20 protein-coding genes and 2 pseudogenes are annotated in these 25909 nt (G+C 63.0%); 6 read left to right on the top strand and 16 right to left on the bottom strand.

Annotation, left to right across the window (positions count from 1 at the left end):
• The 3 genes and pseudogenes from CV770_RS41520 to CV770_RS09735 form a co-directional block, all read right to left on the bottom strand.
• Window positions 1–244, bottom strand: a 244-nt coding sequence (locus CV770_RS41520) for a DinB family protein (protein WP_502693592.1), incomplete at its 3' end; no start/stop codon positions are given.
• Window positions 245–654: 410 nt separating this feature from the next.
• Window positions 655–977: pseudogene (locus tag CV770_RS09740) on the bottom strand (DUF736 domain-containing protein).
• Between the two features lie 375 nt (window positions 978–1352).
• Window positions 1353–2078: pseudogene (locus CV770_RS09735) on the bottom strand (YiiX/YebB-like N1pC/P60 family cysteine hydrolase); the annotation flags it as partial.
• A gap of 641 nt (window positions 2079–2719) precedes the next feature.
• Between CV770_RS09735 and CV770_RS09730 the strand changes: the two are divergent.
• A complete protein-coding gene (locus CV770_RS09730) occupies window positions 2720–3637 on the top strand; it encodes a catalase (protein WP_104462151.1) in 918 nt (305 codons plus the stop codon).
• A gap of 8 nt (window positions 3638–3645) precedes the next feature.
• On the opposite strand, the gene CV770_RS09725 is transcribed toward CV770_RS09730, so the two are convergent.
• Together CV770_RS09725 and CV770_RS09720 are read right to left on the bottom strand one after the other, a co-directional pair.
• A complete protein-coding gene (locus CV770_RS09725; RefSeq protein WP_104462150.1) occupies window positions 3646–4578 on the bottom strand; it encodes a helix-turn-helix domain-containing protein in 933 nt (310 codons plus the stop codon).
• Between the two features lie 106 nt (window positions 4579–4684).
• Window positions 4685–5617, bottom strand: a complete 933-nt coding sequence (locus CV770_RS09720) for an AraC family transcriptional regulator (protein ID WP_091952207.1) — start codon at window positions 5615–5617, stop codon at window positions 4685–4687.
• Window positions 5618–6030: 413 nt separating this feature from the next.
• On the opposite strand from CV770_RS09720, the gene CV770_RS09715 reads away from it, so the two are divergent.
• From CV770_RS09715 to CV770_RS09695, 4 genes are all read left to right on the top strand, one after another.
• Window positions 6031–6984, top strand: a complete 954-nt coding sequence (locus tag CV770_RS09715; RefSeq protein ID WP_104462149.1) for a helix-turn-helix transcriptional regulator — start codon at window positions 6031–6033, stop codon at window positions 6982–6984.
• 18 nt (window positions 6985–7002) lie between these two features.
• Window positions 7003–7953: an AraC family transcriptional regulator gene (locus tag CV770_RS09710; RefSeq protein ID WP_104462148.1), complete on the top strand. Its 951-nt coding sequence runs from the start codon at window positions 7003–7005 to the stop codon at window positions 7951–7953.
• Between the two features lie 534 nt (window positions 7954–8487).
• The gene (locus tag CV770_RS09700; RefSeq protein WP_104462146.1) at window positions 8488–9705 is read left to right on the top strand and encodes an NAD(P)/FAD-dependent oxidoreductase; all 1218 of its coding nucleotides are present in this window, start codon (window positions 8488–8490) and stop codon (window positions 9703–9705) included.
• Between the two features lie 90 nt (window positions 9706–9795).
• Complete coding sequence (locus CV770_RS09695; RefSeq protein WP_104462145.1) at window positions 9796–10707, top strand: MBL fold metallo-hydrolase; 912 nt, start codon at window positions 9796–9798, stop codon at window positions 10705–10707.
• Between the two features lie 38 nt (window positions 10708–10745).
• Here the strand turns inward: CV770_RS09695 and CV770_RS09690 are convergent, their stop codons facing one another.
• From CV770_RS09690 to deoC, 8 genes are all read right to left on the bottom strand, one after another.
• On the bottom strand, window positions 10746–11837 hold the full coding sequence (locus tag CV770_RS09690) for an ABC transporter ATP-binding protein (protein WP_104462144.1): 1092 nt from the start codon (window positions 11835–11837) through the stop codon (window positions 10746–10748).
• Window positions 11838–11922: 85 nt separating this feature from the next.
• Complete coding sequence (locus CV770_RS09685) at window positions 11923–13383, bottom strand: extracellular solute-binding protein (protein WP_091952215.1); 1461 nt, start codon at window positions 13381–13383, stop codon at window positions 11923–11925.
• A 28-nt stretch (window positions 13384–13411) separates the two neighbouring features.
• Complete coding sequence (locus CV770_RS09680; RefSeq protein WP_091952218.1) at window positions 13412–14449, bottom strand: carbohydrate ABC transporter permease; 1038 nt, start codon at window positions 14447–14449, stop codon at window positions 13412–13414.
• Window positions 14446–15321: a carbohydrate ABC transporter permease gene (locus CV770_RS09675; protein WP_091953775.1), complete on the bottom strand. Its 876-nt coding sequence runs from the start codon at window positions 15319–15321 to the stop codon at window positions 14446–14448. The genes CV770_RS09680 and CV770_RS09675 overlap by 4 nt, the downstream gene beginning before the upstream one ends.
• Window positions 15322–15328: 7 nt before the next feature.
• Window positions 15329–16252, bottom strand: a complete 924-nt coding sequence (gene rbsK, locus CV770_RS09670) for a ribokinase (protein WP_091953778.1) — start codon at window positions 16250–16252, stop codon at window positions 15329–15331.
• A gap of 5 nt (window positions 16253–16257) precedes the next feature.
• Window positions 16258–16713: an RbsD/FucU family protein gene (locus CV770_RS09665; RefSeq protein WP_104462165.1), complete on the bottom strand. Its 456-nt coding sequence runs from the start codon at window positions 16711–16713 to the stop codon at window positions 16258–16260.
• Window positions 16714–16793: 80 nt separating this feature from the next.
• Window positions 16794–19181, bottom strand: coding sequence for an aldehyde dehydrogenase family protein (locus CV770_RS09660; RefSeq protein ID WP_104462143.1), 2388 nt, complete (start codon window positions 19179–19181; stop codon window positions 16794–16796).
• Between the two features lie 2 nt (window positions 19182–19183).
• Window positions 19184–20101, bottom strand: coding sequence for a deoxyribose-phosphate aldolase (gene deoC / locus CV770_RS09655; protein WP_245453713.1), 918 nt, complete (start codon window positions 20099–20101; stop codon window positions 19184–19186).
• 341 nt (window positions 20102–20442) lie between these two features.
• Here deoC and CV770_RS09650 point away from each other — a divergent pair, with 341 nt between their 5' ends.
• Window positions 20443–21237 (top strand): DeoR/GlpR family DNA-binding transcription regulator, encoded by a 795-nt coding sequence (locus CV770_RS09650; protein WP_104462141.1) that lies wholly within the window; start codon window positions 20443–20445, stop codon window positions 21235–21237.
• Between the two features lie 75 nt (window positions 21238–21312).
• On the opposite strand, the gene CV770_RS09645 is transcribed toward CV770_RS09650, so the two are convergent.
• The 3 genes from CV770_RS09645 to CV770_RS09635 form a co-directional block, all read right to left on the bottom strand.
• Window positions 21313–22425 carry a substrate-binding domain-containing protein gene (locus CV770_RS09645; protein ID WP_245453712.1) on the bottom strand — a complete coding sequence of 371 codons (1113 nt, stop codon included), beginning with the start codon at window positions 22423–22425 and terminating at the stop codon, window positions 21313–21315.
• A 146-nt stretch (window positions 22426–22571) separates the two neighbouring features.
• On the bottom strand, window positions 22572–23564 hold the full coding sequence (locus CV770_RS09640) for an ABC transporter permease (protein WP_104462139.1): 993 nt from the start codon (window positions 23562–23564) through the stop codon (window positions 22572–22574).
• Window positions 23561–25087, bottom strand: coding sequence for a sugar ABC transporter ATP-binding protein (locus CV770_RS09635; protein WP_104462138.1), 1527 nt, complete (start codon window positions 25085–25087; stop codon window positions 23561–23563). Before CV770_RS09635 ends, CV770_RS09640 begins: the two co-directional genes overlap by 4 nt.
• Between the last annotated feature and the right edge of the window lie 822 nt (window positions 25088–25909).

The following is a 25909-nucleotide window of genomic DNA, read 5'->3' as shown; positions in this document are numbered from 1 at the left end:
TGGGGGCGAGTTGAGCAAGAACGGGCGTGTCAGCGCTCCAATTCGCCGCGTATGAATGACGTTCGCCTTGAAGATTGGCGGCAAATATTCGGTCGACCATGTGGGCGTGATTCAGAACACGCAGTGCCGCCCGATATTCCGTTGTGTGCGGTTCAGCATCGACGGTGTTCAAGGCGAGAAGCAGCTCCGCATTCGAGGCGGCTTTATATTGAAGCAACAAGCATATTAGGGTCTTGGCCGTCATGTTCTTCTCCTTGCGTATCAGAGAATCCCGGGAACACCCCCCAGATGCCGATCGCAAATAGCGTCGGCATCAGAGAGCTGCACTGGCATGACGGCTACTTGTGCGCTGGCGGCCGCTCAATCGCGCACATAGGCTTTGCACGGGTATGCAGGACGGTTCAAGATCAAAAAGCAAAGTTTCTGTCACGACCATCGCCGGTCACGCGAGGTGTAAAATCAATTTGATGTGCCGCCGGAACAGGGTCTCCTTTTGGCCCGACTCGGATCTCCGGCGATGTCCGCTTTGGCGCCGCTATTGAGGGCATAGCAGACGCCAAACGCACCCTGATCCGCGGCGTTCCGATTTTTTAGTACACGCCCTAGCCAGGAAGTGCGGCCCCCGCGAGCAGCTCTCGCGGGGGCCGATTAGCATCAGTCCGCCGGATTCCAGATCAGGGCGAACACGCTATCGTCGTCCTGGCCGGCGGCGCGGCCGAGATTGGCGTAGAGCTTGCGAGGGCCGAACTCGGGCGCCGCCAGCGACAGGCTCACATAGACCTTGCCGCTGTTCTCGCCGCGGCGGATCCAGCCTGCCCCGATCTCGACGCCTTGCGTGAAGACCCGGAAGTCAGGATGGGTCTCGGCGCTCTTGTCACGGTTCGGGATGATGTCGATCTCGGCCCGGATAGAGACGGTTTTAAGCTGGCCCTTGTAGCTGCCGTTGTCATCCTGGTGACGTATCCGATCGCGGTCATGCTCTTGTCCTTCTGTTGTCCGCGAGGAGCCGATCCCCTCGCGATGGCAAGACCGTTGGGAAGCGAAACGCCTACGAACCCGCCTTCGGGGCGCAGCGCATGCGGAGCACCTGAGCCGAAAGCTTTTTTGGAGCGAAGCGGCCGCGAGGAGCCGGACGCACTTGTCCGGCGGGAAAAAAAGCTATGCGAGCGAGGGTTTTGGCGGGCCGGGTGAAAGTCCACCTCCGACTCATTCGAGCGAGTAAGCGGAAAATCCCAGAAAATCGCAACCGAATGCAAATAGCTCAGCTCCCAAGTATCTAAGTCAAACTTGCGCGATCGGCGCCTTTCTATCTCTGGAGCAAGCGTGCGCTAGGGAGTGCGACCCCTGGCGACCCAATGCATGTCCTTATAGTTGAAACCGCGCGCGAGCGTGGGCTTCACCACCATGAAGTAAGGCGAAATATCGAAATCGCGCGGCGCGTAGAGTGATGAGTGACGCGGTTCGGCGATTTCGCGCCGCACCGTCTGGCTCTCAATGTGCGTGATCGTGGGCAGGATCGGGTAACGCACAGCATCGAATGCTTGCGCAATCAGCGAAGAACAGATGATACGGCTCGCGTCGGCCGAGCCGAGCGCGATCGTTCGGCGACGACAACGTAGCGCCGCTGGCCATGGGAAAAGCTGCCGCATGAGATCGATGACGTTCTTGAAATCGTAGCCGAGGCCGATGCGTTCGGACGCGTAGCGGCAGACCTTCTCGCAGTCCACTTCGCTCAGGCCCACCGGCCGGCAGATGCGGGTCTGACAATGCAGATATTTTGACAGCGGCGCCGACACGACACCTTCGTCGATGTTGGCTTCGATCAGGACATGAGGCTCGCCGTCAATTGCGGCACACCCTATCGGCCCGACGTATAGCGCCGAATGCGACCAAGCTGATTGAGTGAGATACTTGATGCCGCCCGAAATGCGACCTTTGCCCTCGATCAGCAAAACGTCACCTGGTCGAATAGTGTCGCGTAAGGCCGTCGGATCGATCGGCGTCAACGGCTCACTAAGGTTGGCCGGCTTCTGCAGCCGCGCAATCAATCGTCCAACGCTGTCGATCATCCAGCCCATCGCTCGTCTCCTCTTTTGGAGTGGGCACTGTAATGATCTACCAAGTTGGATCTGGGACCGCGCCAGAGCGATTGTCGTACCTATAGAGCGATTGCTCTTACCGAATGCGCCACCGCTAATCGGCTGGGCCTTGGCGGGTCAGCTTAAGGAACGTCGCCGCGCAGGCTGTTGAAGAAGCATATTCAATATGCTCCGTGCCCTCGCCTTTCGGCCGCAGGTCAATCGCGACGCCGCACAACTGCCAGCAATCGCTCTACAATTGGATCAATCGCTCTGGGGCAGCGCGGCGCCAGGCCCCTACCATCACTGTATCGACGTCAACCGTAGACGGAAGGACACGTGATGATCTGGAAGACTCTCGTCAACCAATCCTTGACTCGTGCATCTCGGCCGAAAGTTCTCACCACTACCTTCATGTGCGGGCTTTCAGCGACGATTCGCCTCACCTCGACGGCGGACGGAGGAACGAAGATTCCGGCGCCACCGGCTCCCATGCATAATCCCTTGATTTCAAGCATGACCAGGGATGGCGCTCCGACCTTCGGCAGCGGGTCGAAGCCGACGATGGCCCAGCGGATTGTCTTTCACGGCCCGAGAGGCTGCCGCGTGTGGCCACTTTGGTAAGACGCCGGATTATCGCCATGATCCGGTCCCCAGCCCCCAAACCCGCGTCGATCGTCGGCGCCATGAAAGCGATGGCCGGTGCATCGCCAAAGGATCGCGCGAGCTTTGCCAAGGGGCACTGCGTCCGCGGGATCTATATTCCCTCGGATCGGGCAGACGAGGTCACGAAGTCTCAGAGCTTCACAAGACCATCACGCGTGCTGGCGCGCTTCTCAGTGGACGGCGGCAATCCCCTCGTGCCAGACACCGACAATTTCGTGCTGCGCGGGTTCAGCTTCACACTCGGGGATATTGGCCATCGCTCCGATATTCTCACGCAGAGCGCTCCCGTCCACTATGCAAGGACAACCGCGCAAATGTTGGCCTACTTGAAGGCGCGCATTCCCGGATCCGACGGGCGGCCTGATCCGGAAAAAATCAAGGCGTTCTCCACCGCCAATCCCGAGACGCTGCATCAGGCAAGCTACATGGCCGCCCACGCACTTCCTGCAAGCTTTGCCGACACCACCTACTGGGCCGTCCACGCCTTTCCCGCAACAAATCGGAGTGGCGAGACGCAATTCATCAAATTCAAGGTCGTCCCGGTCGGCAGTCAAGCTGCACTAGCCGAAGACGCGGTCAGGACGAATGGAGGCCTTCTGCGCAAGGACCTGGAAAACCGGATTGCGGCACGCGATATCCGGTTCAGCCTAATGGCGGTGCTTGGTCGTCTCGGGGACCCCATACTGGATGTCACGATCCGATGGCCGGATGAGGACCGTCGGGAGACCGTGCGGCTCGGAACAATCGTGATCACTGCAATTGAAGCGAACGAAGCGCCCGATGGATCGGTCTTCAATCCGGCAGACCTCGCCGAAGGTATTGGGTATCCACCCGACCAGATCTTTGCGGCCCGGCGCGCCGCCTACGCGATCTCACTGACACGGCGCCGCTGATCGAATGATCAGCTTTCGCTCTCGTTGGTGCTCTGCGCTTCGCGGCGCCACACTGCGGGGCTGGCGCCGACTTGCGCCGAAAACACCCGCGTAAAGTGGCTTTGATTGGCAAACCCGGCCGAGATCGCGATTTCGGCCAGTGACAGGTCTCGCGCGGTCATCAACTGCTTGGCCGCCTGCACACGCTGGCGTAGCAGCCATTGGTGCGGCGGCAGGCCGGTCGAGATTCGAAACGCGCGCGAGAAATGGCTGACCGAGAGGCCAAACTCGGCCGCGATCTGTTGCAATGAAAGCGTCCCGCCGAGGTCGGAGTCAAGCCTTTCGCAGGCTCGCTTCACCTGCCAGGGGGCCAGACCGGTCCTGGGCGCTCTAACGCGCCACCTCAATCCGCCATAGATCTGCGCGGCATGCGCGGTAAAAGCGAGCATCGCGTAATCGATGAAGAGTTGGTTGATCTCGGCCGGCTTACGCAACGCTTGCAGCAGTGCCCCGCCGATATGACGGATGACCGGGTCGTCATGACCGGCACCGAGTTGAGCGGGGAGCTCACCCACGCGCGGTGCATTGGACTGCTCAGCGATAGAGTCGAGCGCCGTGCGCGGAAGATAGAAATGGAGCGCGTGGAATGGCTTTTTGATGATGTAGCGCACATCTTTCTTCATGTCGTACAGATATGTTGCACCCGCACGGATATCGGCCTTGATCGCACGCCTGCCGCGCTCCCAGGTCTCACAATTCGGGTCATCGTAAAGCATCAGGGTGACAACATTGGCATCTTGAAGGCCCATCTCGCCGGACACGCCTTCAATGGGTGCATCATCCCGGGTCTCGGTAACGGCTATCTCGGCGTTACGAAGCGAACGCGTGATCAACGAAACCGGTTCTTGCTGCAGATGAAAAAACCGCTTCACAGTCTGACCGTAGAAACCTGACGATTTCATATGCACCGCCCCCTTGAGTGGAGCTGGACGGAATAAGCGATCGCGATCGATTGACGGTCACGACCGCTGTGAGGATCTTGAAGCAGCCGTCCGGGGCCGCCCGCAATCACATGTCACCTTCGGAGCCGCCAACTGCCTCGCGGCGCCATGCCGCCGGACTGATGCCGACCTGCGCCGAAAACACTTTCGTGAAGTGGCTTTGATTGGCAAACCCGGCCGAGATCGCAATCTCCGACAACGGCAGGTCTCGCACGGTGCTCATCAACTGCTTGGCCGCCTCGACGCGTTGGCGCAGCAGCCATTGATGCGGCGGCAGGCCGGTCGAGATTCGGAACGCGCGCGAAAAATGACCAACCGAGAGGCCAAACTCGGCTGCGATCAGTTGCAATGAAAGCGTCCCGCCGAGGTCCGAGTCGAGCCGTTCGCAGGCGCGCTTTACCTGTCTGGGCGCAAGACCGCCGCGCGCCGGTCCGGCAATGCTTTGCAGCCCGCCATAGGCCTGGGCGATATGCGCGGTGAACGCGAGCATCATGTGATCGATGAAAAGCTGGTTGGCCTCACCCGGCCGACTCATTGCTTCCAACAGCACTGCCCCGATATGACGCATGACCTGGTCGTCGTGGCCGGAGCCAAACTGACAGGCGAGATCGCCAACGGGCGGTGTACGGTTTTCTCGAGCGATGCCGTCGAGCGCCGAACGCGGCAGATAAAAGTGGAGGGAGTGAAACGGCTTGTCGATGATGAAACCCGGATCGCTCCTGAGGTCGTATAGATACGTCGTGCCGGCCCTGACATTCGCTTTCCCGACGCACTTGCCGTGATCCCACAGCTCGCAGTCCGGATAATCGTGAAGCTTCAAGCTGACGAAATAAGCCTCATCGGCCACCGAGCCGGAACGACCGGGCACAGGATTATCATCGCGGGTTTCGGTGACCGCGAGTTCGATGCCGCGCAGCGAACGCGTGATCAGCGAAGGCGGTGCATCCCTCAGATGCAACTGCCGCCTGACCCTCTGTCCGAAGGTGCTCGCCTGTGCCATTTGTTCGGACCATTCGCGAAGTTTGATCGGGCCGCCCAACTCGCTGCCATCCCTATCTCGCGGCGCATTATCCGGCACCTGAGTGCGGAGGTCTAGGTTGGCGGCGGCGCGAAACGCGATTGTGAGCATCGGCCGCCGTGACTGTCACAAAGCGATTTTGGAAGCGACTTCAATATCCACCCCCCTGATTGGGGGACCTCCCCTCCCGTCACATAAAATGGCGCGCCGAAGCGCTTTGAGCAGAATCAGACAAGACGCGGCCGTTTTGGGAAAGACCCCGTAGTTCTACGCGCCTAGAACGCCGCGGAGAACTCGACGCCCAGCGGAGCCGGCACAGGGAAACGATGGCTTCACGCCGGCCCGCCAGCCACCCCGGCGACGCGAGTGCACATCTCCTCTGAAGGCGCATCTCCATGAGCGAACCGATCTCGCGTGATTCTGCGCATGAAAATCCGTCGGCCGCGTCCAGCGCGAGCCAACGCCAATTGCGGAATGCCGAGCAGCGTTCCGCCGACGCGGAGATGACGCGCGTCCTCCACACCGAACCGGTCCGCATGGCACTCGACCCCTCCGGGGCCGCGATCGCCCACTGGAAACATGACCCGTTACACGATGTCGTCGAGCCCATGAGCGACCACGTCATCATGGCTTACAATGGCCGGGTGCAGCACGTGGAGCGGCGCTCCGGAAGATCGATTGCGAAGGGAACGTTCCGTCCAGGGGCCGTGATCATCATTCCGGAAGGGTCAAGCTCGCGGTGGGATATTCCGAAACCGGTGGATGTCGTTCAGCTCTATCTGCCGACCACAACGCTCGCGCGCGTGGCCCGCGAAGCGGACACGGCCACTGCGGTCGATCTCCGGGAACGAACCGGGCATCCCGACCCCGTTACATCTCGATTGCTCCTGAGCGCGGCCGACGCGCTGGAGGGCAACTCCGCCCTCGATACGCTGTTCAGGCATCAGCTCATCGACCTGCTCGCGACGCGCCTGCTGGCTACGCACACCGCCTCGCCCACCGCGTTCCAGCCGACCATCGGCGGGCTTTCGCCAAACGTCCTGTTTCGCGCCATCGAACGCTTGCGTTCGGACAGCGATGCCGACGTCTCGCTTGCAGCCCTCGCTTCGGATGCCGGCCTGTCGCGCTCCCACTTCTGTCGCGCCTTCAAGGAAAGTACCGGGCTCTCACCCCATGCCTGGCTGCGGCAATACCGCCTCGAGCAAGCCATGAAGATGCTGCGCGACACCGACACATCGATCGTGTCGGTGGCGGCCGAGCTTGGCTATGCCTCGCAGACGGCATTCGCTGCCGCCTTCATGCGGTTGACCGGAGAAACCCCGACCGATTGGCGACGAGGCGCGCGGTAGCAACGCGAGGATAGCTTCATGAACAAACCAATCGTGAACGATCCCCTGAAGGCTCTGCTTCGCGCACCCGATGCGCACCATGACGGTTCGCCGGCCGCCCAGCGGCGCGCTGCCGAAGTGGAGATGGCGCGCGTGCTCAAGACGGCGCCGCTACAGATGGCTTCAGACCCCGCCAATGGCGCCATAGCGCACTGGAAGCACGGGGCTCTGCATGACGTGGTCGAGCCGATGACCGACCACGTCATCATGGCCTATCCTACGGGCGTTCAGCGTCTGGAGCGGCGTACCGGGAAATTGCTGGCAACTGGAACGGCGCGTCCCGGCGTCGTGACGATCATTCCGGCGGGTTCAAGCTCGAAATGGGATATTCCCGGCCCTATCGATGTCATCCAGCTCTATCTTCCGCGCACGACGCTCGAACGCGTAGCCCGCGAAGCCGACGCATTCGCGCCCGGCGATCTCCTAGAACGGACGGGGCATCCCGACGCCATCACATCCAGCTTGCTGATGTGCGCGGCGGATGTGCTGGAGGGAAATTCGTCCCTGGATGCCCTGCTCAGGCAGCAACTGACGGATCTCCTGGCCACGCGTCTGCTGGCGGCGCATACCGGCGCGCCAGTAACGTTCGAGCCGGCCGTGGGTGGGCTGTCGCCTCACGCGCTCCGCCGTGCCATTGAACGCCTGCGCTCGGGCAGCGATGCGGACGTATCGCTCGCTGCGCTCGCATCTGACGCCGGCCTGTCTCGCTTCCACTTCTGCCGCGCCTTCAAGGAGAGCACCGGGCTTTCGCCGCACGCCTGGCTGCGCCAGCAGCGGCTCGAGCGGGCCATGAACATGCTGCGCGATACCGACGCGTCGATTGAGCTGGTGGCCGCAGAGCTCGGTTACGCTTCGCAGACGGCGTTCACGGCGGCATTCAAGAAGCTGACGGGCAACACCCCGAGCGATTGGCGCCGGCGCATCCGGTAACAGCAATCTCTCTGCAACCGCGTCAATCGCTCTGGCGCGGCCGCAGCTCCGATCCCGTAGATTTGCGGTATCGAACATCGACAGCGGAGGGAGACGAACAATGGCCTGCAAGCACTGTATCGCCCTCCTTGATATCGTACCACGGCGCAGGGTCATCGCGACCGCGCTGGTTTACGGACTGTCACTCAGCGTCCGCTTCACTTCGGCGACGGGCGAGGAAATCGAAATTCCGACACTGGCCACGACGTCGATCGTGACCAGAGATGGCGCCCCCGTTTTGCGCGATGGCTGGCCCTTGAAGGCAAGTGAGCCGATCACCCTTCAGCTCGCCCGGTCGGTGGCCTCCCGCGGCTGTCACGCCTCCTGCGAACGCCCAACGATACTAACGCCGGACTGCAGCGCTCCGTAAGCGCGCGACAATCTTCATTTCACGTCTTCGCATCGTCACCGATCGCGACAAGCCATCCCAGGATGCGGGAGCGGCAACGGTGACGCGCGCGTGGGTTCGAGAAGTCAAACCAGAGGAGTAGTCACATGAGACTTGTCATCATTGGCGCCGGCTTCGCCGGCATGTACGCCGCCCTTTCCGCCGCCCGCTTGCGCGACATCCAGGGCGTTTCGCCCGAAGAGCTCGAGATCGCGCTGGTTTCTCCCGAGCCGACGCTCGTTGTCCGCCCGCGGCTCTACGAATCGAATCCCGAGACCCTGACCGCGCCTCTGCTGGATGTCCTCAAGGCCATCGACGTTGTCTATGTGCAAGGCAGCGCCGAGACGATCGACACCCAGTCGCGCGTAGTGGAAATCGTCGCCGCGAAAGGCGCGAAGAAGAGCTTGTCCTACGACCGGCTGGTGGTGGCGACCGGCAGCCGGCTGGCTCGTCCGAATATTCCGGGTCTTGCCGAACATGGTTTTAGCGTTGACCAACTCGACGATGCGATCGCCCTTGACCGGCACCTGCACAGCCTGGCCGACCGGCCGGCATTAAACGGGCGCGACACCGTCGTCGTGGCCGGCGGCGGGTTCACCGGCATCGAGGCGGCGACCGAGTTGCCGACGCGGCTTCGCGCCATTTTCGGCAAGGACGTAAAGCCGCGCATCATCATCGTCGACCGAAACAGCGCGATCGCTCCCGCCATGGGCGAAGGCCCCCGTCCCCTCATCGAAGACGCCCTGCACAAGCGCGGCGTGGAGACCCGGCTCGGCACCGGCGTCGCGTCGCTCGACAAATCGGGCGTCAGGCTGACCTCAGGCGAACACATCGAGACCGAGACCGTGATTTGGGCGGCCGGCATTCGCGCCGCTCCGTTGACCGCGCAGGTCCCAGCCGAGCGCGACAATTCCGGCCGGCTGCTGGTCGACCGTGATTTGCGCGTGCCGTCGGTACCGGGCGTCTTTGCGACCGGCGATGCCGCCCGCGCCGCCTGCGACGATGACGGCAATTACGCGTTGATGTCGTGCCAGCACGCCACGCGAATGGGCGCCTTTGCCGGCCACAACGCCGCCGCAGAACTGCTCGGCGTTCCGACCAAACGCTACCACCAGGAGAAATACGTCACGTGCCTCGACCTCGGCGAAGCGGACGCGGTGTTCACCCGCGGCTGGGAGCGCGAGGTGACGATGGTCGGCGACACCGCCAAGAAGACCAAGCAGGAGATCAACACCGTCTGGATCTATCCGCCGAAGGCCGAGCGTGCCGCCGCCCTCGCCTCGGCCGATCCGGAGCGTGTGGGCGACGTAAGCGGCTTCTTCTAGACGCCGCGCGAAGCAGGCCGCGCTCCGCGCTGGCGGCGCGGCCTGCCCAAACAAGAACAGCCAGCACCAACCAGGAAACAGGAGAGAAACATGAACCTGCACGACCCCTCATACGCCGGCAACAAGCTGTCCGATGAGCTGGTCCCGTCGCGCTACGCGCTGCGGATCGGCGAAATTGACGTGATGGTGGTCAGCGATGGGGTGCTGACGCTGCCGGGCGCGATGTTGGCCCACAACGCCGAACAGGCTGTCCGCGAGGCCTGGCTGAAAGACAATTTCCTGCCGCCGGACGCTTTCGATTGGGCGCTCAACGTGGTCGTGGTGCGCAGCGGCGGCCGGACCATCCTCATCGACGCCGGGATGGGCGCGGAGTTTCCCCTGCCTCGGGCCGGACAATTGATCCATCGGCTGGAGGCCGCCGGCATCGATCTCGCTTCCGTGACCGACGTGGTGCTCACCCACATGCACATGGACCACGTCGGCGGGCTGCTCGTCGACGGGGTGAAGGAGCAACTGCGTCCGGACCTGCAGATTCACGTCGCGGCCGCCGAGGTCAAATTCTGGGAGTCGCCCGATTTCTCCCGCGTCTCGATGCCTGACGGCTTCCCGGATGCGCTTCGGGCGACGGCCAAACGGTTCGCGAAAGAGTACCGCAGCCAGCTTCGGCTCTTCGAGGATGAGCACGAAGTGGCGCCGGGCGTGGTGATCCATCGTACTGGCGGTCACACCCCCGGGCACAGCATCGTCCGCCTGGAGTCGGGCGGCGACCGGCTGACGTTCGCCGGCGACCTCGTATTCGCAGTCGGGTTCGAACACCCCGACTGGCACAACGGCTTCGAACACTATCCCGAAGAAGCCGCCCGCGCGCGTACCAGCCTTTTGCGAGAGCTGGCTGAGACCGGCGGGTTGCTGGTGGCCACGCATATGCCGTTCCCATCCGTGGGCCATGTGGCCGTCGCCGGTGACGCCTTTCGTTGGGTACCGGCCTTCTGGGACTACTGAAGATTAGGGATTACCTGCATCGTCCGGAGACCCACAGGCTATGAAATGGCCATCCCCGAAACCTTGTCGAAAAGGTGTGTTCGCTTCAGATCGATCGCAACGTCGACGGGACGATCCGGCGCCGCAGCCACACCCACTGGCATCTGCGCCGTGAACGGAAATGCGCCGACGGTGCCAATCACGAGCGTATGCGGCCCGAGCGGCTCCACGTCTTTCACCAACAACCGGACGGAAGAGCCTGCCGGCGCGTCCTGCGGCAGCACGTGGTCGGGCCGGACGCCGAGCACGACTGGCTTGCCGATGCTCCCTGCATAGGCCGCCTCCCGGCATTTCGGCAATTGCAACGCCGTCCCCGACGGCTCGGTGAAGATCAGTGCACCGTCGCGAGCGGCAATTTCGCCATGGATGAAGTTCATGCTGGGTGCGCCCATGAAGCCCGCGACGAAGAGATTTCTGGGCTTCTCGTAGATCGTGATCGGATCGGCCGCCTGCTCGATCCGGCCGCGATTCATCACCACGACGCGATCGGCCATGGTCATGGCTTCGACCTGGTCGTGCGTGACATAGACGATCGTCTTGGCGAGGCGGCGGTGCAACGCCTTGATCTCGGTTCGCATCTCGATGCGGAGCTTGGCATCGAGGTTCGACAATGGCTCGTCGAACAGGAACACGTCCGGGCTGCGCACGATGGCGCGGCCGATCGCCACGCGCTGACGCTGTCCGCCGGAGAGTTGCTTGGGTCGGCGGTCCAGATATGGCTCGAGGTCGAGAACCCGTGCCACGTCCTGGACCGCCCTCGCGATGCCGGCGCGCGACTCGCCCCGCACCTTCATGCCGTAGCCGATATTCTCCCCGACCGTCATATGCGGATAGAGCGCGTAGTTCTGGAACACCATCGCGCAATTGCGCAAGCCGGGACGCAACTGCGTCACATCGCGGTCGCCGATATGGATGGTTCCGCCGGTGACCGTTTCCAGTCCCGCAATCATGCGCAAAGTCGTGGTCTTGCCGCAGCCCGACGGGCCGACAAGCACGACGAACTCCTCGTCGGCTACACTCAGATCGAGCCCTTCGATGATCTTGTAGGGCCCGTATGCCTTGTTGACGTTCTCGATCTCGACGCGCGCCATGGAATCCTTTTTCCGTCCCTTATGTCGACGGCCAACAAAGCCCGGACGATGCTCACGCATCATCCGGGGAAGTCACCGCGAGAAGCTAGTTCTTGGGCGGCAGGCCCATCGCCGCGCGATAGGCGGCAAGTTGCTTCGCACGGCCGAACTCGTCGGTCAGGCGATTCCATTCCTTCGCGACCGTGTCCAGCGCGGCCTGCGGCGTGGTCTGGCCGGCCAGCGCCTTGCCAAGCTCGATCTCCACGACCTCGGTATAGGAGAAATAGCCCGGCAGACGCATGTCGAGCGCGACGTTCTTGCCGTTGATGGAGTCAGCCTGCGCGCCGAGATATTCCTTGGCCTCCTGCGGCGAGAAGATCTTGCTCCACAACTCCAGATTCGCGGTGTGCGACTTGCGGTAAGGGTTGACGCCGGTGCCGCCGGTGATCGCGGCCTGGCCAGAGACTTCGGGGCTTGTCAGCGTCTTGACGAAATCCCATGCCGCCTGCTGGTTCTTGCCCACCTTCGGCACGCCAATCTGCCACCCTCCGAACGCCATGAAGGGCGCCGGCAGGACTGCCGGGAACTTGTCCCACTTCTTGGTTTTCGCATTCCAGATCTCGTCAGAGCCGGGCAACACGGCGGAGCCGACCTTGCCTGAGATCTTCGACTGCTTGGGGTCCGCCGCGATCACACCAGTGTCGCCCCAGCCGATCGATTCCGCCACCTGACCGCCGGCCACGGCCGCGTTGACCTCGCCGAACGAGAAGTTCAGCGCATTGGGCGGGCCAAGCTTGGAGGCGCGGATGTATTCTTCCAATCCCTTCACCCAGCCAGGATTGTTGATCTGGGCATCCATCGTTTCGGGGTCGAAGAACATCGCGCCCGGATAGTTCGGGTTGTTGGTATAGGCGGCCGCGTGGCTGAAGAAGAACCAGAACTGCTGGCCGCCACGACGGAAGGCTTCCGCGGTACCCCAAAGTCCCTTGTCGGGGCGCTGGAAGAACTCCGCGATGTCGAGATACTGCTTCCAGGTCTTTGGCGGCGCCAGGTCGTAGCCGTACTTGGCCTTGAACGCGTCCTTCTCCTTGGGATCGCTGAACAGGTCCATGCGATAGGTGTAGGTGTGGACGTCGCCGTCCATCGATTGCGAATAGATCTTGCCTTCCCACACCATCAGACGTTCGCGATAGGCCGGCTCGACATCGTCCCAATCCTTGCCCGATTGCATCGCCTTCGGCATCTCGCTGAGATAAGGGACGAAGTCCGGCAACCAGGCCGGCGCAAAGCTGACCAGGTCGAACGTCGCGTCCGAGGCGGTGAGCGACGTCACGATCTTCGGGTAGAGCTCCGACCACGGAAACTCGACGACATTGACCTTGCCGCAGGTCTTCTTGGTCCATTCATCCGCGCCGAGCTTGAGCGCCGAGGCGATGTACGGCCCAGTCTGCGACGCCACCGTCAAGGTGACGCCGGAGTAATCCGGACTACAGGCCGCGTTCGCCTGGCCCGCCGCGCAAGCCATCGCGAGCGAGGTGGTCAGCATCAGAAACGTCCGTCGCAACATCGTCCAGTCCTCCCTAGATGAGTTTTTGCTATTTGATTGCCCCGAGCAGCAGGCCCGACCGCATCATGCGGCTGAGCAGGCCCGCCATGATCATCATCGGAATGATGGCGACGAGCGCCGCGGCCGAGATCGCCCACCATTCGTCGCCGCGCTGACTGTTCTGTCCCGCCACGAGGATCGGCAGCGTCTGCCATTTGGAATTGGTCAGGAACAGCGCGAACAGGAACTCGTTCCAGACAAAGGCTAGCGTGATCATGAACGTCGCCAGCAGCCCGTTCATCGACATCGGCACCACGATGCCGAGAAAGATGCGCCAGCTCGGCACGTTGTCGACCATCGCGGCTTCTTCCACCTCGATCGGGATCGCCTCGAAGAAGTCGCGCATCAGCCAGACGACGATCGGCAGCGAGAACGCGACGTAGCACAGCGTCAGGCCGACAAAGCTGTCGATGAGCTGGAAGCCGAGCCGGCCGATCTCGCTGTAGAGCAGGTAGAGCGCAAAGGCCGTGACGATCGGTGGAAACATGCGCTGGCTGACGAACCAGAACAGGATGTCCTCATTGCCGAGGATCGGGCCCGGCAGCGGCAGACGGTTGGCGACGATCGCAGCGGCAAGCGCGAACGGGAACGCGAGCAGCAGCGCCTGCGGCCGGGTGAATCCGAGCGAATTGTTGAACAGCAGATAGCCGCCGAGCGCGAGCAGGAAGAAGATCAGGCCGGCGCCGAACCGTACCCTGAATTCGAACCGCACCAGCGCATAGGCCGCCATCGCCCCGATGGCGGTTGCGATCGCTGCCGCCGACAGTCCGACGATGGTCGAGTTCAGGAACGTCCGGAAGAATTCACCCCGGATCCCCTGGTAGAGATCGATGAAGGGCTGAAGGGTCGGCGTGAAATCGACGAACGGAATATAGGTCGGGCCGCCGACCACGCCCGGCGGGGTCTTGAAAGCGGTCACCACCACCCAATAGAGCGGAAACGCCGTGATCAGGCACCATGCGAGCACGCCGACCGCGACCAGGCGGCGACTCCAGCTCGATAGTCCGGTGAGGCCCTGTCCGCTCATCGGCGCTTCTCCAGATGCGGCCGCAGCAGCGCCAGATAGGTCACGCCGATGATCGTGATGGCGATCAGGAACAGGAAACTGAGCGCGGACGTGTAGCCGAGATTGAACTTCTTGAAGCCCTCCTGATAGGCGAACAAAGTCAGCGTCTCGGTGTCCACGCCCGGTCCGCCGCCCGTCATCACGAACACGGTGTCCATGATCTTGTAGCTCTCGATCAGGCGAATGAAAACGACGGCTGCGGAGATCGGCAGCATCATCGGAAACGTGATACCCCAGAACTGCTGCCAGGCGCTGGCGTTCTCGAGTTCGGCCGCCTCGTAGACATCTTCGGGAAGCGTTTGCAGTCCGGCCAGCATCATCAGGATGATGAAAGGCGTCCACTGCCAGATCTCGACCGCGATGATGCAGGCGAGCGCCCAATGTCCATTGGTGAGGAACGGCAGGTTTGCCAGACCGAACATCGACAAGAACTGGTTGAGCGGCCCCATGGTCGGATTGAAGATCATGCGGGCCACCAGCGCGACGGCAACCGGGGCCAGCAGCATGGGCAGCAGCAAGGCCACGCGAAACAGCCGCTCGCCGGGAATGCGCGCGTTCAGCGCGAGCGCGACGCCAAACCCGATGACGTATTGAAGCCCGACGGCGATGAACGCGATCAGCGTCGTCGTGACGATCGCGTTCCAGAAGCGCGGCTCCTGCAAGAGCGTGGCATAATTGCCGAACCACACCACGCGCGGCGGAATTGGCGGAATCAGCCGATAGCTGAGGAAGCTGGTGGTGAACGAATAGATCAACGGAAAGATCGAGATCGCCAGCACGACGAGCACCGCCGGCCAGATGAAGACGTGCTTGATCGGATCGTTCCGCATCATCAGCAGATCATCCCTTCAACAGGGCTTCGATCTCGGCCCGGCGCGGCATGGCAGGCGCAGTCCCCGCGCGCGTCACGGAGATCCCGGCTGTCGCCGAACCGAAGCGCGCGGCATCCAACGGATCGGTGCCGCCCGCGAGCGCTGCTGCGAAACCGCCGACGAAGGCATCACCCGCACCCGCAGTTTCGACCACCTTGCCGGCGGCGAACGGCGGCACATGCAGCGAGCGATCTCGCCCGTGAAACAACGCTCCGCGTTCGCCGAGCGTGATCAGCGCGGTGCCGGCTCCTTTGGCCAGCAGTGCATCGCCGGCGCGGCGGGCGCCAGCAAGATCACCCACCGCGATTCCGGTCAGTGCTTCGGCCTCGGTCTCGTTCGGAACGACGTAGTCGCACAAGGCAAACAGGCTGTCGTCGAATGCGCCCGCAGGAGCCGGGTTGAACACAGTGATGCTGCCTGCAGCGCGCGCGATCTCGAGCCCGCGCTGCGCAGCAGCGACCGGCTGTTCGAGTTGGGTTACGAAGACGCGGCTGGCGCGGATCGCATCCGCCGCGGCGTCGACGTCATCAGGGCTGAGGCCGTCGGCCGCGCCGCTCACGACGATGATGGCATTGTCGCCGCGCGTCTCGTGGACGTAGATGAAAGCGGCGCCGGTCGGCGCCTCCTTGGTCCTGGCCACGCGCGGCCTGATGCCTTCGGTTTCCCAGGTCTTGATGGCGAGATCACCGAAGGCATCGCGGCCAATCCGGGAGATGAAGGTCACGTCCGCGCCCGCGCGCGCCGCCGCGACGGCCTGGTTCGATCCCTTGCCGCCCGGCCCCATGGCAAATCCCGAGCCGGCAATGGTTTCGCCGATCGCGGGCATGTTGCCGGCGCGGAAGGCCAGATCGACGACGAAGATGCCGAGGATTGCAACGCCAGACTTGCTCATGGTCGTCACTCTCCGTCCGGCGCGATGACGCCCTTGGTGAACAGGAAACAGCCGTAGAAGCGCCGCTCGCCGGTGGTGATCACGCAATAGGCCGCCTTGGCCTTCTCATAGAATGCATGGCGCTCGACCCCGACCAGCGGCCAGGATTTCCCTTCGGCGCGGTCGATCACGGCCTGCACCTCGCGCTGCACCGGCGGCACCTCCTGGGGCTGACCGACGATCTCCATCCGCATCGCGGCGTCGTCGACGAAGGTATCGAGCGGCATCACCGAGAGAATGGCTTCGATCGCCTTGGCCGTACTGACATTATCGATGCGGAGCAGCTCGCCGAACACGGTCTGGCGCGCGATGGAGTCAGCGGGGAAATTGGTATCGCACACCACGAGGCGGTCCCCGTGTCCCATTGCGCGCAAGGCATAGAGCACGTCGGCATTGAGCAGTGGATTGATGCCCTTGAGCATGTTGCGTCCTTCCCTCGTCTTCAAAATGCCCGAACTCTGACGGTCCGGATGCCAATCCATATCACCGCAAGGTGGCGTCTCTAGTCTCCGTAGGGAATCCAGATGTTCTTCACGTGAACCGCGTGACGGAGCAGGATCGGCCCTTCGCTCGCCGCCCGGTCGTACCAATCGAGCGCCAGCCCGTGGTCCACCAGCGTGCGCTTGAGGTTACCGACCGACAGCCGCTCCGCCACTGTTGAAGCCTCCTGCGAGCCGAACACCCAGAGCGCGTCGACGTCGTCATGCTCGGCAAGGACCTTTGCAAGGCTATCGCGCTCACCGGTGACGATATTGACGACGCCTGCCGGCACGTCCGAGGTCTCCAGCACCTGGTAGAAATCGGTCGCGGCCAGCGGATGCCGCTCGCTCGGGACTGCGACGACACGGTTGCCCATCGCGATCAACGGGGCCACCAGGCTGATGAAGCCGAGCAGCGGCGCTTCGTCCGGACAAGCCACCCCGACTACGCCGATCGGCTCGTGCATGGCAAGCGCCACGCCGCGCAATGGCGGCGCATGGATCGTCCCCTCATATTTGTCGGCCCAGGCCCCATAGCTGAACAGCCGCTCGATACTCGCCTCGACCTCGCCGCGCGCCTTTACGGGCGAAACGCCGGTCATGTCACCGATGCGCCGGGCGAACTCGTCGCTGCGCGCCGACAGATTTTCGGCAAGGTAGTAGAGGATTTGGGCGCGATTATGCGCTGTTGCCCGCGCCCAGGCCTCGGCCGACCGTGCGGCGGCCACGGCGTTGCGGATGTCCTTGCGATTGCCCTCACCGACTTCGCCGAGATGCTTCCCCTTCGGCGACAGCACTGCGCACGAATAATTTCCGTCGGGGCGGACCTGCTTGCCGCCGACGAACAGCTTTGCCGTCCGATCGATCGACGGCGTGCCGAATCCGGCGCCCTCGGTCGAGGCTTCAGACGGTGGCGGCAGCTTGGCTCGCGCTTTGCGGCCCGCCCAGGCCTTCGGCTTGAGATATTCGGAGAGACCTTCGCGGCCGCCCTCGCGGCCGAATCCGGACTCGCGGTAGCCGCCGAAGCCGACGCTGGCATCAAACAAATTGGTCGCGTTGACCCAGACCACGCCGGCCTGAAGTTTTGGCGCGATATCGAGCGCGAGGCCGATGGTCTCGCTCCACACGCTGGCGGCGAGCCCATAGCGCGTATTGTTGGCGAGCAGCACGGCCTCATCAGGCGTGCGGAAGGTCATCGCGACCAGCACGGGCCCAAAGATCTCCTCGATCGCCACGGTCGAGGACGGATGCACGTTCCAGAGCAAGGTCGGGGGATAGAAGCATCCCTCTGCGGGAATCGCGCCAGACGCCTGATACTTCTCGGCGCCCTCCTTCACCCCGGTTTCGACCAACGCCTTGATCCGCTCGAGCTGGACAGGAGCGACCACCGCGCCCATGTCGATCGACTTGTCGAGCGGCGGCCCCACCCGCAGCGTCTCCATGCGGCGGATCAGACGCTTGCGGAACGTCTCTGCGATCCCTTCCTGCAACAACAGCCGCGATCCGGCGCAGCAGACCTGCCCCTGATTGAACCAGATCGCATCGACCACGCCTTCCACGGCGCCATCGATATCGGCGTCGTCAAACACGATGAACGGCGATTTGCCACCGAGCTCGAGCGTCAGCGACTTGCCGCTGCCTGCGGTCGACTGGCGGATCAACCGACCGACCTCGGTCGATCCGGTAAAGGCGATCTTCTCGACATCAGGGTTTTCGACCAGCAACGCGCCGGTGGCGCCGTCACCCGTCACCACGTTCAACACGCCGGGCGGGAGGCCGGCTTCCGCCGCCAGCTCAGCGAACAGCAGCGCGGTGAGCGAGGTGAATTCCGCCGGCTTCAGCACCACTGTGTTGCCGGCCGCCAGCGCGGGCGCGATCTTCCAGGCCAGCATCAGCAGCGGGAAATTCCAGGGGATGATCTGGCCGATCACACCCACCGGGACATGGTCGGCGAATTCGCGCTCCTGCAATTGCGCCCAGCCGGCGTGATACAGGAAATGGCGCGCGGCGAGCGGCACGTCGAGATCGCGGGTTTCCCTGATCGGCTTGCCGTTGTCGATCGCTTCCAGTACCGCGAACAGCCGCGCGTGACGCTGCAGCATGCGCGCCAGCGCATAGAGATGACGGGCCCGACCGTGACCACCGAGCTTTGCCCACGGTGATTGCGCCGATCGCGCTGCGCCGACGGCGGCCTCGACATCGGCCGCGACGCCTTGCGCGATTTGAGCCAGCGTCTTGCCCGTGGCCGGCTCGATCGTCGTCAGATGCTTGCCCGAAGCCGGGGCGACAAATTTGCCAGCGATGAAATGCCCGAATGTCGCGTCGTGACGCTTCAGCCAGGCCCGCGCCTCGCCGTCCGCCTCAGGAGCAGGACCATACTCCATCGTCTCGTAGTAATGTGCGATGCTCATGCTCAGCCCACGGGGTGACGGTTCAAGGCCGAGTAGCGGCCGGTGACGTGATGCTCGAGCTGGCGCTCGATGTCGGCGAGCAGGCTCGAGGCGCCGACGCGGAACAGATCCGGTTCGAGCCAATCGCGTCCCAACTCCTCCTTCATCAGGAATTGGTAGTTGAGCACGTCCTTCGCCGTCGAGATTCCGCCGGCCGGCTTGAATCCGATCTTGAAGCCGGTGCGCTCCTCATAGACCCTGATCATGCGCAGCATCGCCAGCGTCACCGGCAGCGTGGCATTGACGCCTTCCTTGCCGGTCGAAGTCTTGATGAAGTCGGCGCCGGCCATCATGCAGACCATCGAGGCCTTGGCGACGTTGCGTAGCGTCTTGAGGTCACCGGTTGCCAGGATCGTCTTCAGATGCGCATCGCCGCAGGCGGCGCGGAAATCACGAACCTCGGCGTAAAGCGCCCGCCAATCTCCGGTCAGCACGTGCTCGCGCGTGATGACGATGTCGATCTCCTGCGCACCGTCCCTGACGGACGCCTCGATCTCCTTGAGTTTCAGATCGTGCGGTATCAGGCCTGCAGGAAATCCGGTCGAGACCGCAGCGACCGGGATGTCAGATCCATCGAGCGCTTCGACCGCGGTTGCGACGAAGCGGTGATAGACGCAGATCGCGCCCGTGTGCAGCCCGCGCCCGGCAAAGCCCAGGGCCTCAAGCAGGTCACCTCGCAGCGGCGCCCTCGCCTTGGCGCAGAGGCGTTTCACACGCTCGGTCGTATCGTCGCCGTTGAGCGTCGTCAGGTCGATGCAGGTGATCGCCTTGAGCAGCCACGCCGCCTGTGCATCCTTCTTGACGGTGCGTCGGCCAGGCAGGCTCGCAACGCGGCGCTCTGCGGCCGACAGATTGATCCTGATCTCATCGACCCAGTCCATCTCGAGCGCGCGGCCGCTGTTGCGCGCGATGGCATGCGTATGGTTGTGATCCCGCGCGTGTGGCTGCGCCGGCACCGCGGATGGATTTGATATCAAGACGCCCTGCGCCATCGGTACGCCGTGCGGTGCTAGCGAATCGGCTGAAGCGCCAGATAGACTGAATGTGCCGATTGCAACATGTGATCCTCCCATCCCTTGTCCGCCGGAGCTTCCGCTGACCTGCCATCGCCTGACAGCAACTGCCCTTTGGACCAGATGTTATTATTGTAACAAATTCACGTTGCTAAACTCACATCATTGTAAGATCATTGTCAACCGGATAAGCAAGCTCGGTGACGAAAATGGCTGAAACACCGAACGCACGCTCCAGCGAGACCCGCGTCCAGCGGCTGCAACGGCTGCGCCGCGCCGTCGAAACCAGCGGCGCACTGCATCTGAAGGACGCCGCGGACTTGCTGAAGGTGTCGGAGATGACGGTCAGGCGCGACCTTGCCGGCCCGGAGGCGGCGCTCGCCCTGCTCGGCGGCTACGTCGTCAATGCGGCCGCGCCGACCGGGATCAAATACACCTTCGAGCAGGAAATCGACCAGCACACGCAGGACAAGCGCCTCGCCTGCCGAGCCGCAGCCGCCTCGATCAGGGAAGGCGACACCATCTTCATCGACTGCGGCACCACCATGCAGTCGCTGGCGGATTGTCTGCCCGAGGACATGCCCCTCTCGGTGATCTGCTATTCGCTGAACGTCGCCTCGATCGTCACCCACCGGCCGGCGACGCAGGTGATGCTGATGGGCGGGCTTTACCATCCGTCGTCGCAGTCGTTCTCGTCGGACGACGGCCTGTCCTATCTGCGGCGGCTCGGGGTCAACAAGGCTTTCATCTCGGCCGGCGGCCTGCACTGGACCCGCGGCGCGAGCTGCTCGAATTTTCACGAGGTCGCCATCAAGCAGGCCGTCATTGCCACTGCGATGGAAAGCATCCTCGTGGTCGACGCCAGCAAGCTCGGCAGCCTCAAGCCGGCCTTCTTCTCCGACGTCGGCTCGTTCTCCCGGATCATCGTCGGCGGCTCCGTGCCGACGGACACGCGCAAGCACTTCCGCAGCCTTCCCGTCGAATACGTTACCAGCGCGACCTGATCCGGACGGGGCTGGTTCACCCGGATCAGGTCGACGATGCACGGTCCCGAAGAACCGCGCATCGGTATTACGGGCTCAGTTGCAGGCGGGCTTCGCCTTGTTGCAGGCATCCGTCAGCTCGGCCGGCGGGTCCTTCTTGAAGACGGTCTTGTAGGATTCCAGCACGTTCGACTGCGTCACCGGCAGCGACTGCACACCGACCCAGCCCGGCGTTTCCTTACCCAGCAGCGCATTCATCATCGCCATCGCCTCGGCGACGCCCTGGTCATAGGGACGCTGCGAGCCGGTGGCCTTCAGCGGACCGCCCTTGGCAATCTCGATCGCCGATTGCAGGCCGAGATCAACCGTCGTCATGGGAATATCGATGCCCTGGGCCCGCATCGAGCTCAGCGTGTCGAGCGCCGGCTGATCCCACACCGCGTACAGTCCCTTGACATCAGGGTTGCCGGTCAGGAAGTCGCCCGCGATCTGCGAGACCTTCGGCGGATCGGTGAAATCGACCTGCTTCATCTTGATGTCGGGCCGGTTCGCCTTCATCCACTCCCGCACACCCTTGGTGCGCTCGTTGGTGCTGAAATAGTCGACTCCGAAATTGACGAGACCGATGGTGCCGCCCTGCGGCATACAGGACGCCAGGATCTGTGCCGCGATCTGGCCGTTGCCCTGGCTATCCGCCGAAACCATCGTCGCATATTCCTCCGGATGCTTCAGCCCGGTCGGAATGCTGTCCATCAGCACGAGCTTGATGCCGGCTTTGGCGATCTTCTTGTAGGTCGGCGCGGTCGCAGTGAAATCGACCGGGATCGAGATGATGCCGTCCGGATGCTGCTGGATGGTGTTCTCGATATCGGCGATCTGCTTGTCCACCTGATATTCGGCGGATGCCACGCCCGTCACCGTCACGCCGTACTTCTTCAGCGTGTCGGTGATGCCCTGAATCTGAAGCTGCGACCAGTCGAGGTTGACCGTCTGCATGGAGATGCCCACCTTGAAGTGCTTCTCCTTGATCTTCGCGGCGTCGGCCTCCGACAGCGCGAGCACCTCGGGCGAAGCCGCCTTCTCGCCGTGGGGTCCCTGGCCGACGATCGATTTCGGCCCGAGCTTTGCGAGATCGACACCCTTGACGCAGGTCGCGGGCACTTCGGCGCGGGCCGAGGGGACGATCGAGACGGCCGCAGCAACAGCCATCAACACAGTCAAAGGCAAGGTTTGTCGCAAGATTGGTTTCATTGTTTCCTCCGTTTTTGGTCGCCGATTCACCGGAGGGCCAGCGACCTTGCCCCTACCCACGCAACGCGATGAACTTGTGGCTCACGCGCCGCGCCTGACTTCGACTAGCGTTTTGTGAAGGCAACCGCGGCAACGATGATCGCGCCCTTGATCACGAGCTGCATCGGCGAGCTCACACCGAGCAGAACGAGGCCGTTGTTGAGCGTGCCGATGATCAGGCTGCCGAACAGCGTTCCCAGGATGTAGCCGCGCCCGCCAAACAGGCTGCAGCCGCCGAGGATCACCGCGGCGATGACGTCGAGCTCCATGCCCTGCACGACGTCTGGCCGCGCGGCATGTGAGCGCGCGGACAGCACCAGCGCAGCCAGGCCCGCCAGCGTGCCGGTGAGGACAAAGGCCGCGGTCGTGATCCGTTTGGTGTTGATGCCGGAATAGAGCGCCGCGGTCGGGTTGCCGCCGACCGCGTAGATGCGACGGCCGAACACGTTGTAATGCAGCAGCAGGATGCCGACGATCATCGCCGCCAACGTCCAGGCGATCGGAACCGGTATGCCGAGAAACGTACCTTCCCCGAAGATTGCGAAATAGGTCTCGTTGGTAATGATGACAGGCTTGGTGTTGGTCACCATCATCGCCAGCCCTCTCGCCATGCTCAGCGAGCCCAGCGTCACCAGGAAGGACGGGATCGACAGCTGCGTGGTCAGGATGCCGTTGATCAGCCCGACCAGCGCGCCGGTGCCGAGCCCGGCCACGGCGCCCACGATCCAGCTGTTGTTGATCTGGCTCATCGCAAGAGCGGCCGCCATGCCCGACAGCGCCAACGTCGATGCGACCGACAGGTCGATCTGACGCGAGATGATGATGAAGGTCATGCCGACCGCGATGATCGACACCAGCGTTGTCTGGCGCCCGATGTTCAGGAAATTGTCGACTGACAGGAACCACGGCGAGGACAGGCTGAACACGACCAGCAGGATCACGAAGGCGATGTACAGCATGTAGGGCCGCTCGCCCCGCAGCAGATTCTGAAGAATCTTGCGGCGCCGGTCGGACCGGGTTGACGAGGCGACGACGCTGGGAGCAGTCAGTTCGGTCATGCGGGAAGCCCTTGCAAGTGGCCGGGCCCGGAAGCCTGGTACATCTGGAGGAGATGGTGCAGCTCTTCGGCGTCATCGATCTCGCCGCGCGACAGCGTGCGAGCGACACGTCCGTCGACGATGACGGAGATGCGGTCGCAGAGCTCGATCAACTCGACCAGATCGGACGAGACGACCAGAACCCCGCTGCCGTCGCAGGCGGCATTCCGGATCACGGCATAGATCTCCTCGCGTGCGCCGACGTCGACGCCGACCGTCGGCTCGTCCAGGAGCAGCACGCGTGGCCGCGGATCATTCCATTTCCCGAACACGACCTTTTGCTGGTTGCCGCCCGAGAGCGTCCTGACCAGGCTGGAAGCACCTTGCGCTTTCACCGCAAGCCTGGCGACCGCACTTTCCGCACGCCTGGCCGCGGCGCGTTGCTGCATCCAGCCCCAGCGCGAGAAATGGGGAATCCGCGGTAAGGTAATGTTTCGTTCGATCGAATGGTCCAGGACCAGGCCCTGCACGTGCCGGTCTTCCGGCACCAGCGCGACGCCCTGCTCGATCGCATCGGATGGGCCCGTCGGCAGCCATCGGCGGCCTTCGATCTCGATTGCGCCGCTCTCGATCGGCCTGAGGCCGAACACCGTCTCCAAAATCTCCGTGCGTCCGCTGCCGATCAACCCGGCGAGGCCGTGGATCTCGCCCTTCGACACGGAAAGATCGACAGCGCGCAGCTGGTCGTTGGACACGTCCGACAGCGACAGAACCGGCGATGGATCCAAATCACGCTTCGGAGCGGGCTCGTTGCGCGAGACAATTGATGCCGATCGATCAGTTCCGATGATGGCGTTCACCAACCGCTTCATGTCCGTATCGGCGGTAACAAACGTGCCGGCATTGGCGCCGTCGCGCAGCACAGTGACGCGCTGCGATATCTCGAAGACCTCGTTGAGCCGATGGGTCACATAGATCACGCCGACTCCGCGGCGCGTCGCCTTCCCGATCGCATCGAACAGGATCCGGACTTCATCCGATGTGAGCGAGGAGGTCGGCTCGTCGAGGATCAGAAGCCGGACCTCTCCCATCAGCGCCTTCGCGATCTCCGTCATCTGGCGGTAGGCGAACGGCAGCGAGCCGACGGTCGCTCGCGTATCCAGGGGAATGCCTAGCTCTTTCAGAAACGCCTCGGCCCTGGCCATCAGCGCGCGTTGCCGGACAAAGCCGAAAGCTGCGCGCGGCTCGCGGCCGAGCAACAAATTGTCCGCGACGCTCAGGGATTCGACCAGGCTGAGGTCCTGATAGACGACGGCGATCCCCGCCTCGCGCGACTTCGCCGGACTGTCGAATTCCACCGGCTTGCCGGCGATTTCGATCGTGCCATTGTCGAGGGCATGAACGCCGCTGAGGATCTTGATCAGCGTGGATTTTCCGGCGCCATTCTCGCCCAGCAGCGCGTGCACCTCGCCAGCACGGACCTCGAGGTTGACGTCGCGTAGCGCTCGCACGCCGCCAAAGCGCTTTTTGATGCCACTGAGCATCACAAGCGGGGTCGATGGCCGAGGTTCTGCTCTAACCGAACCGGACAATTCCAAACTTTTCCTCCCGTCGGCCCCGCGAAGGTGCTGGTACGATGGTGACATATTGTTATTTTTGCAACTTATATTGTTATAATTCTATCATACGGACGGCATGTCAAGGCGGATCCGTCCGGAAGCGGGTTCGGATGACCGCTACCCCGGTCGCGCCTCGTACCCTCGCGAATGCCGACACGATCAGCCGCTTTCCCGCGGGGACCTGCTCGACATCAGGGACAGCCAAGGTTTGCGACACGCTCTGAAACCTAGTCGTCCTCAGATTAGGGCGTCATTTTGCGTTCGCGGACCGGAGACGATTCCGAAGTCTGATGGGAGACGGCATATCTCGCCGTGCACGAGGGTAATCACGTTCTGTCGCTGGGGCGCTTCAAAAGCATCCCTTGGAACATCGATTGCCGCTGATGCCGACTTGCCCGGTGATCCCGTCGTTGACGGCAGGAACGCCCTGTGAGCCACGTACGCGCACCGCGCGCCGGACCGTTTGGCAAGACGCACATGGTGAGATGGCCAAGGCGGAGCCCCGGCCGAGGCGTATGCAAAGCTGCCGGTATTCGCTTTCGAGGCTGCGATCAGTTCGGCCACGTCTGATATGGGCATGACGGCCGGCACACGATGAAATTCGGAGCCGTTCCCACAGGCATCACCGGATCGAGATCCATCTCGGAGACAAATTGCGCGCAAGCATAGGTGCTTTACAGCCAGCTGCAGCGAGATCGATAGGCAGCAATCAAGAGCGCTACGAAGAGCTTCGCCCAGTCGAACGAG

Source organism: Bradyrhizobium sp. AC87j1, from assembly GCF_002936975.1.
Classification (GTDB): domain Bacteria; phylum Pseudomonadota; class Alphaproteobacteria; order Rhizobiales; family Xanthobacteraceae; genus Bradyrhizobium; species Bradyrhizobium shewense.
Note: the sequence above shows the minus strand (reverse complement) of the source record. Positions and strands in the feature narration are given on the sequence as shown.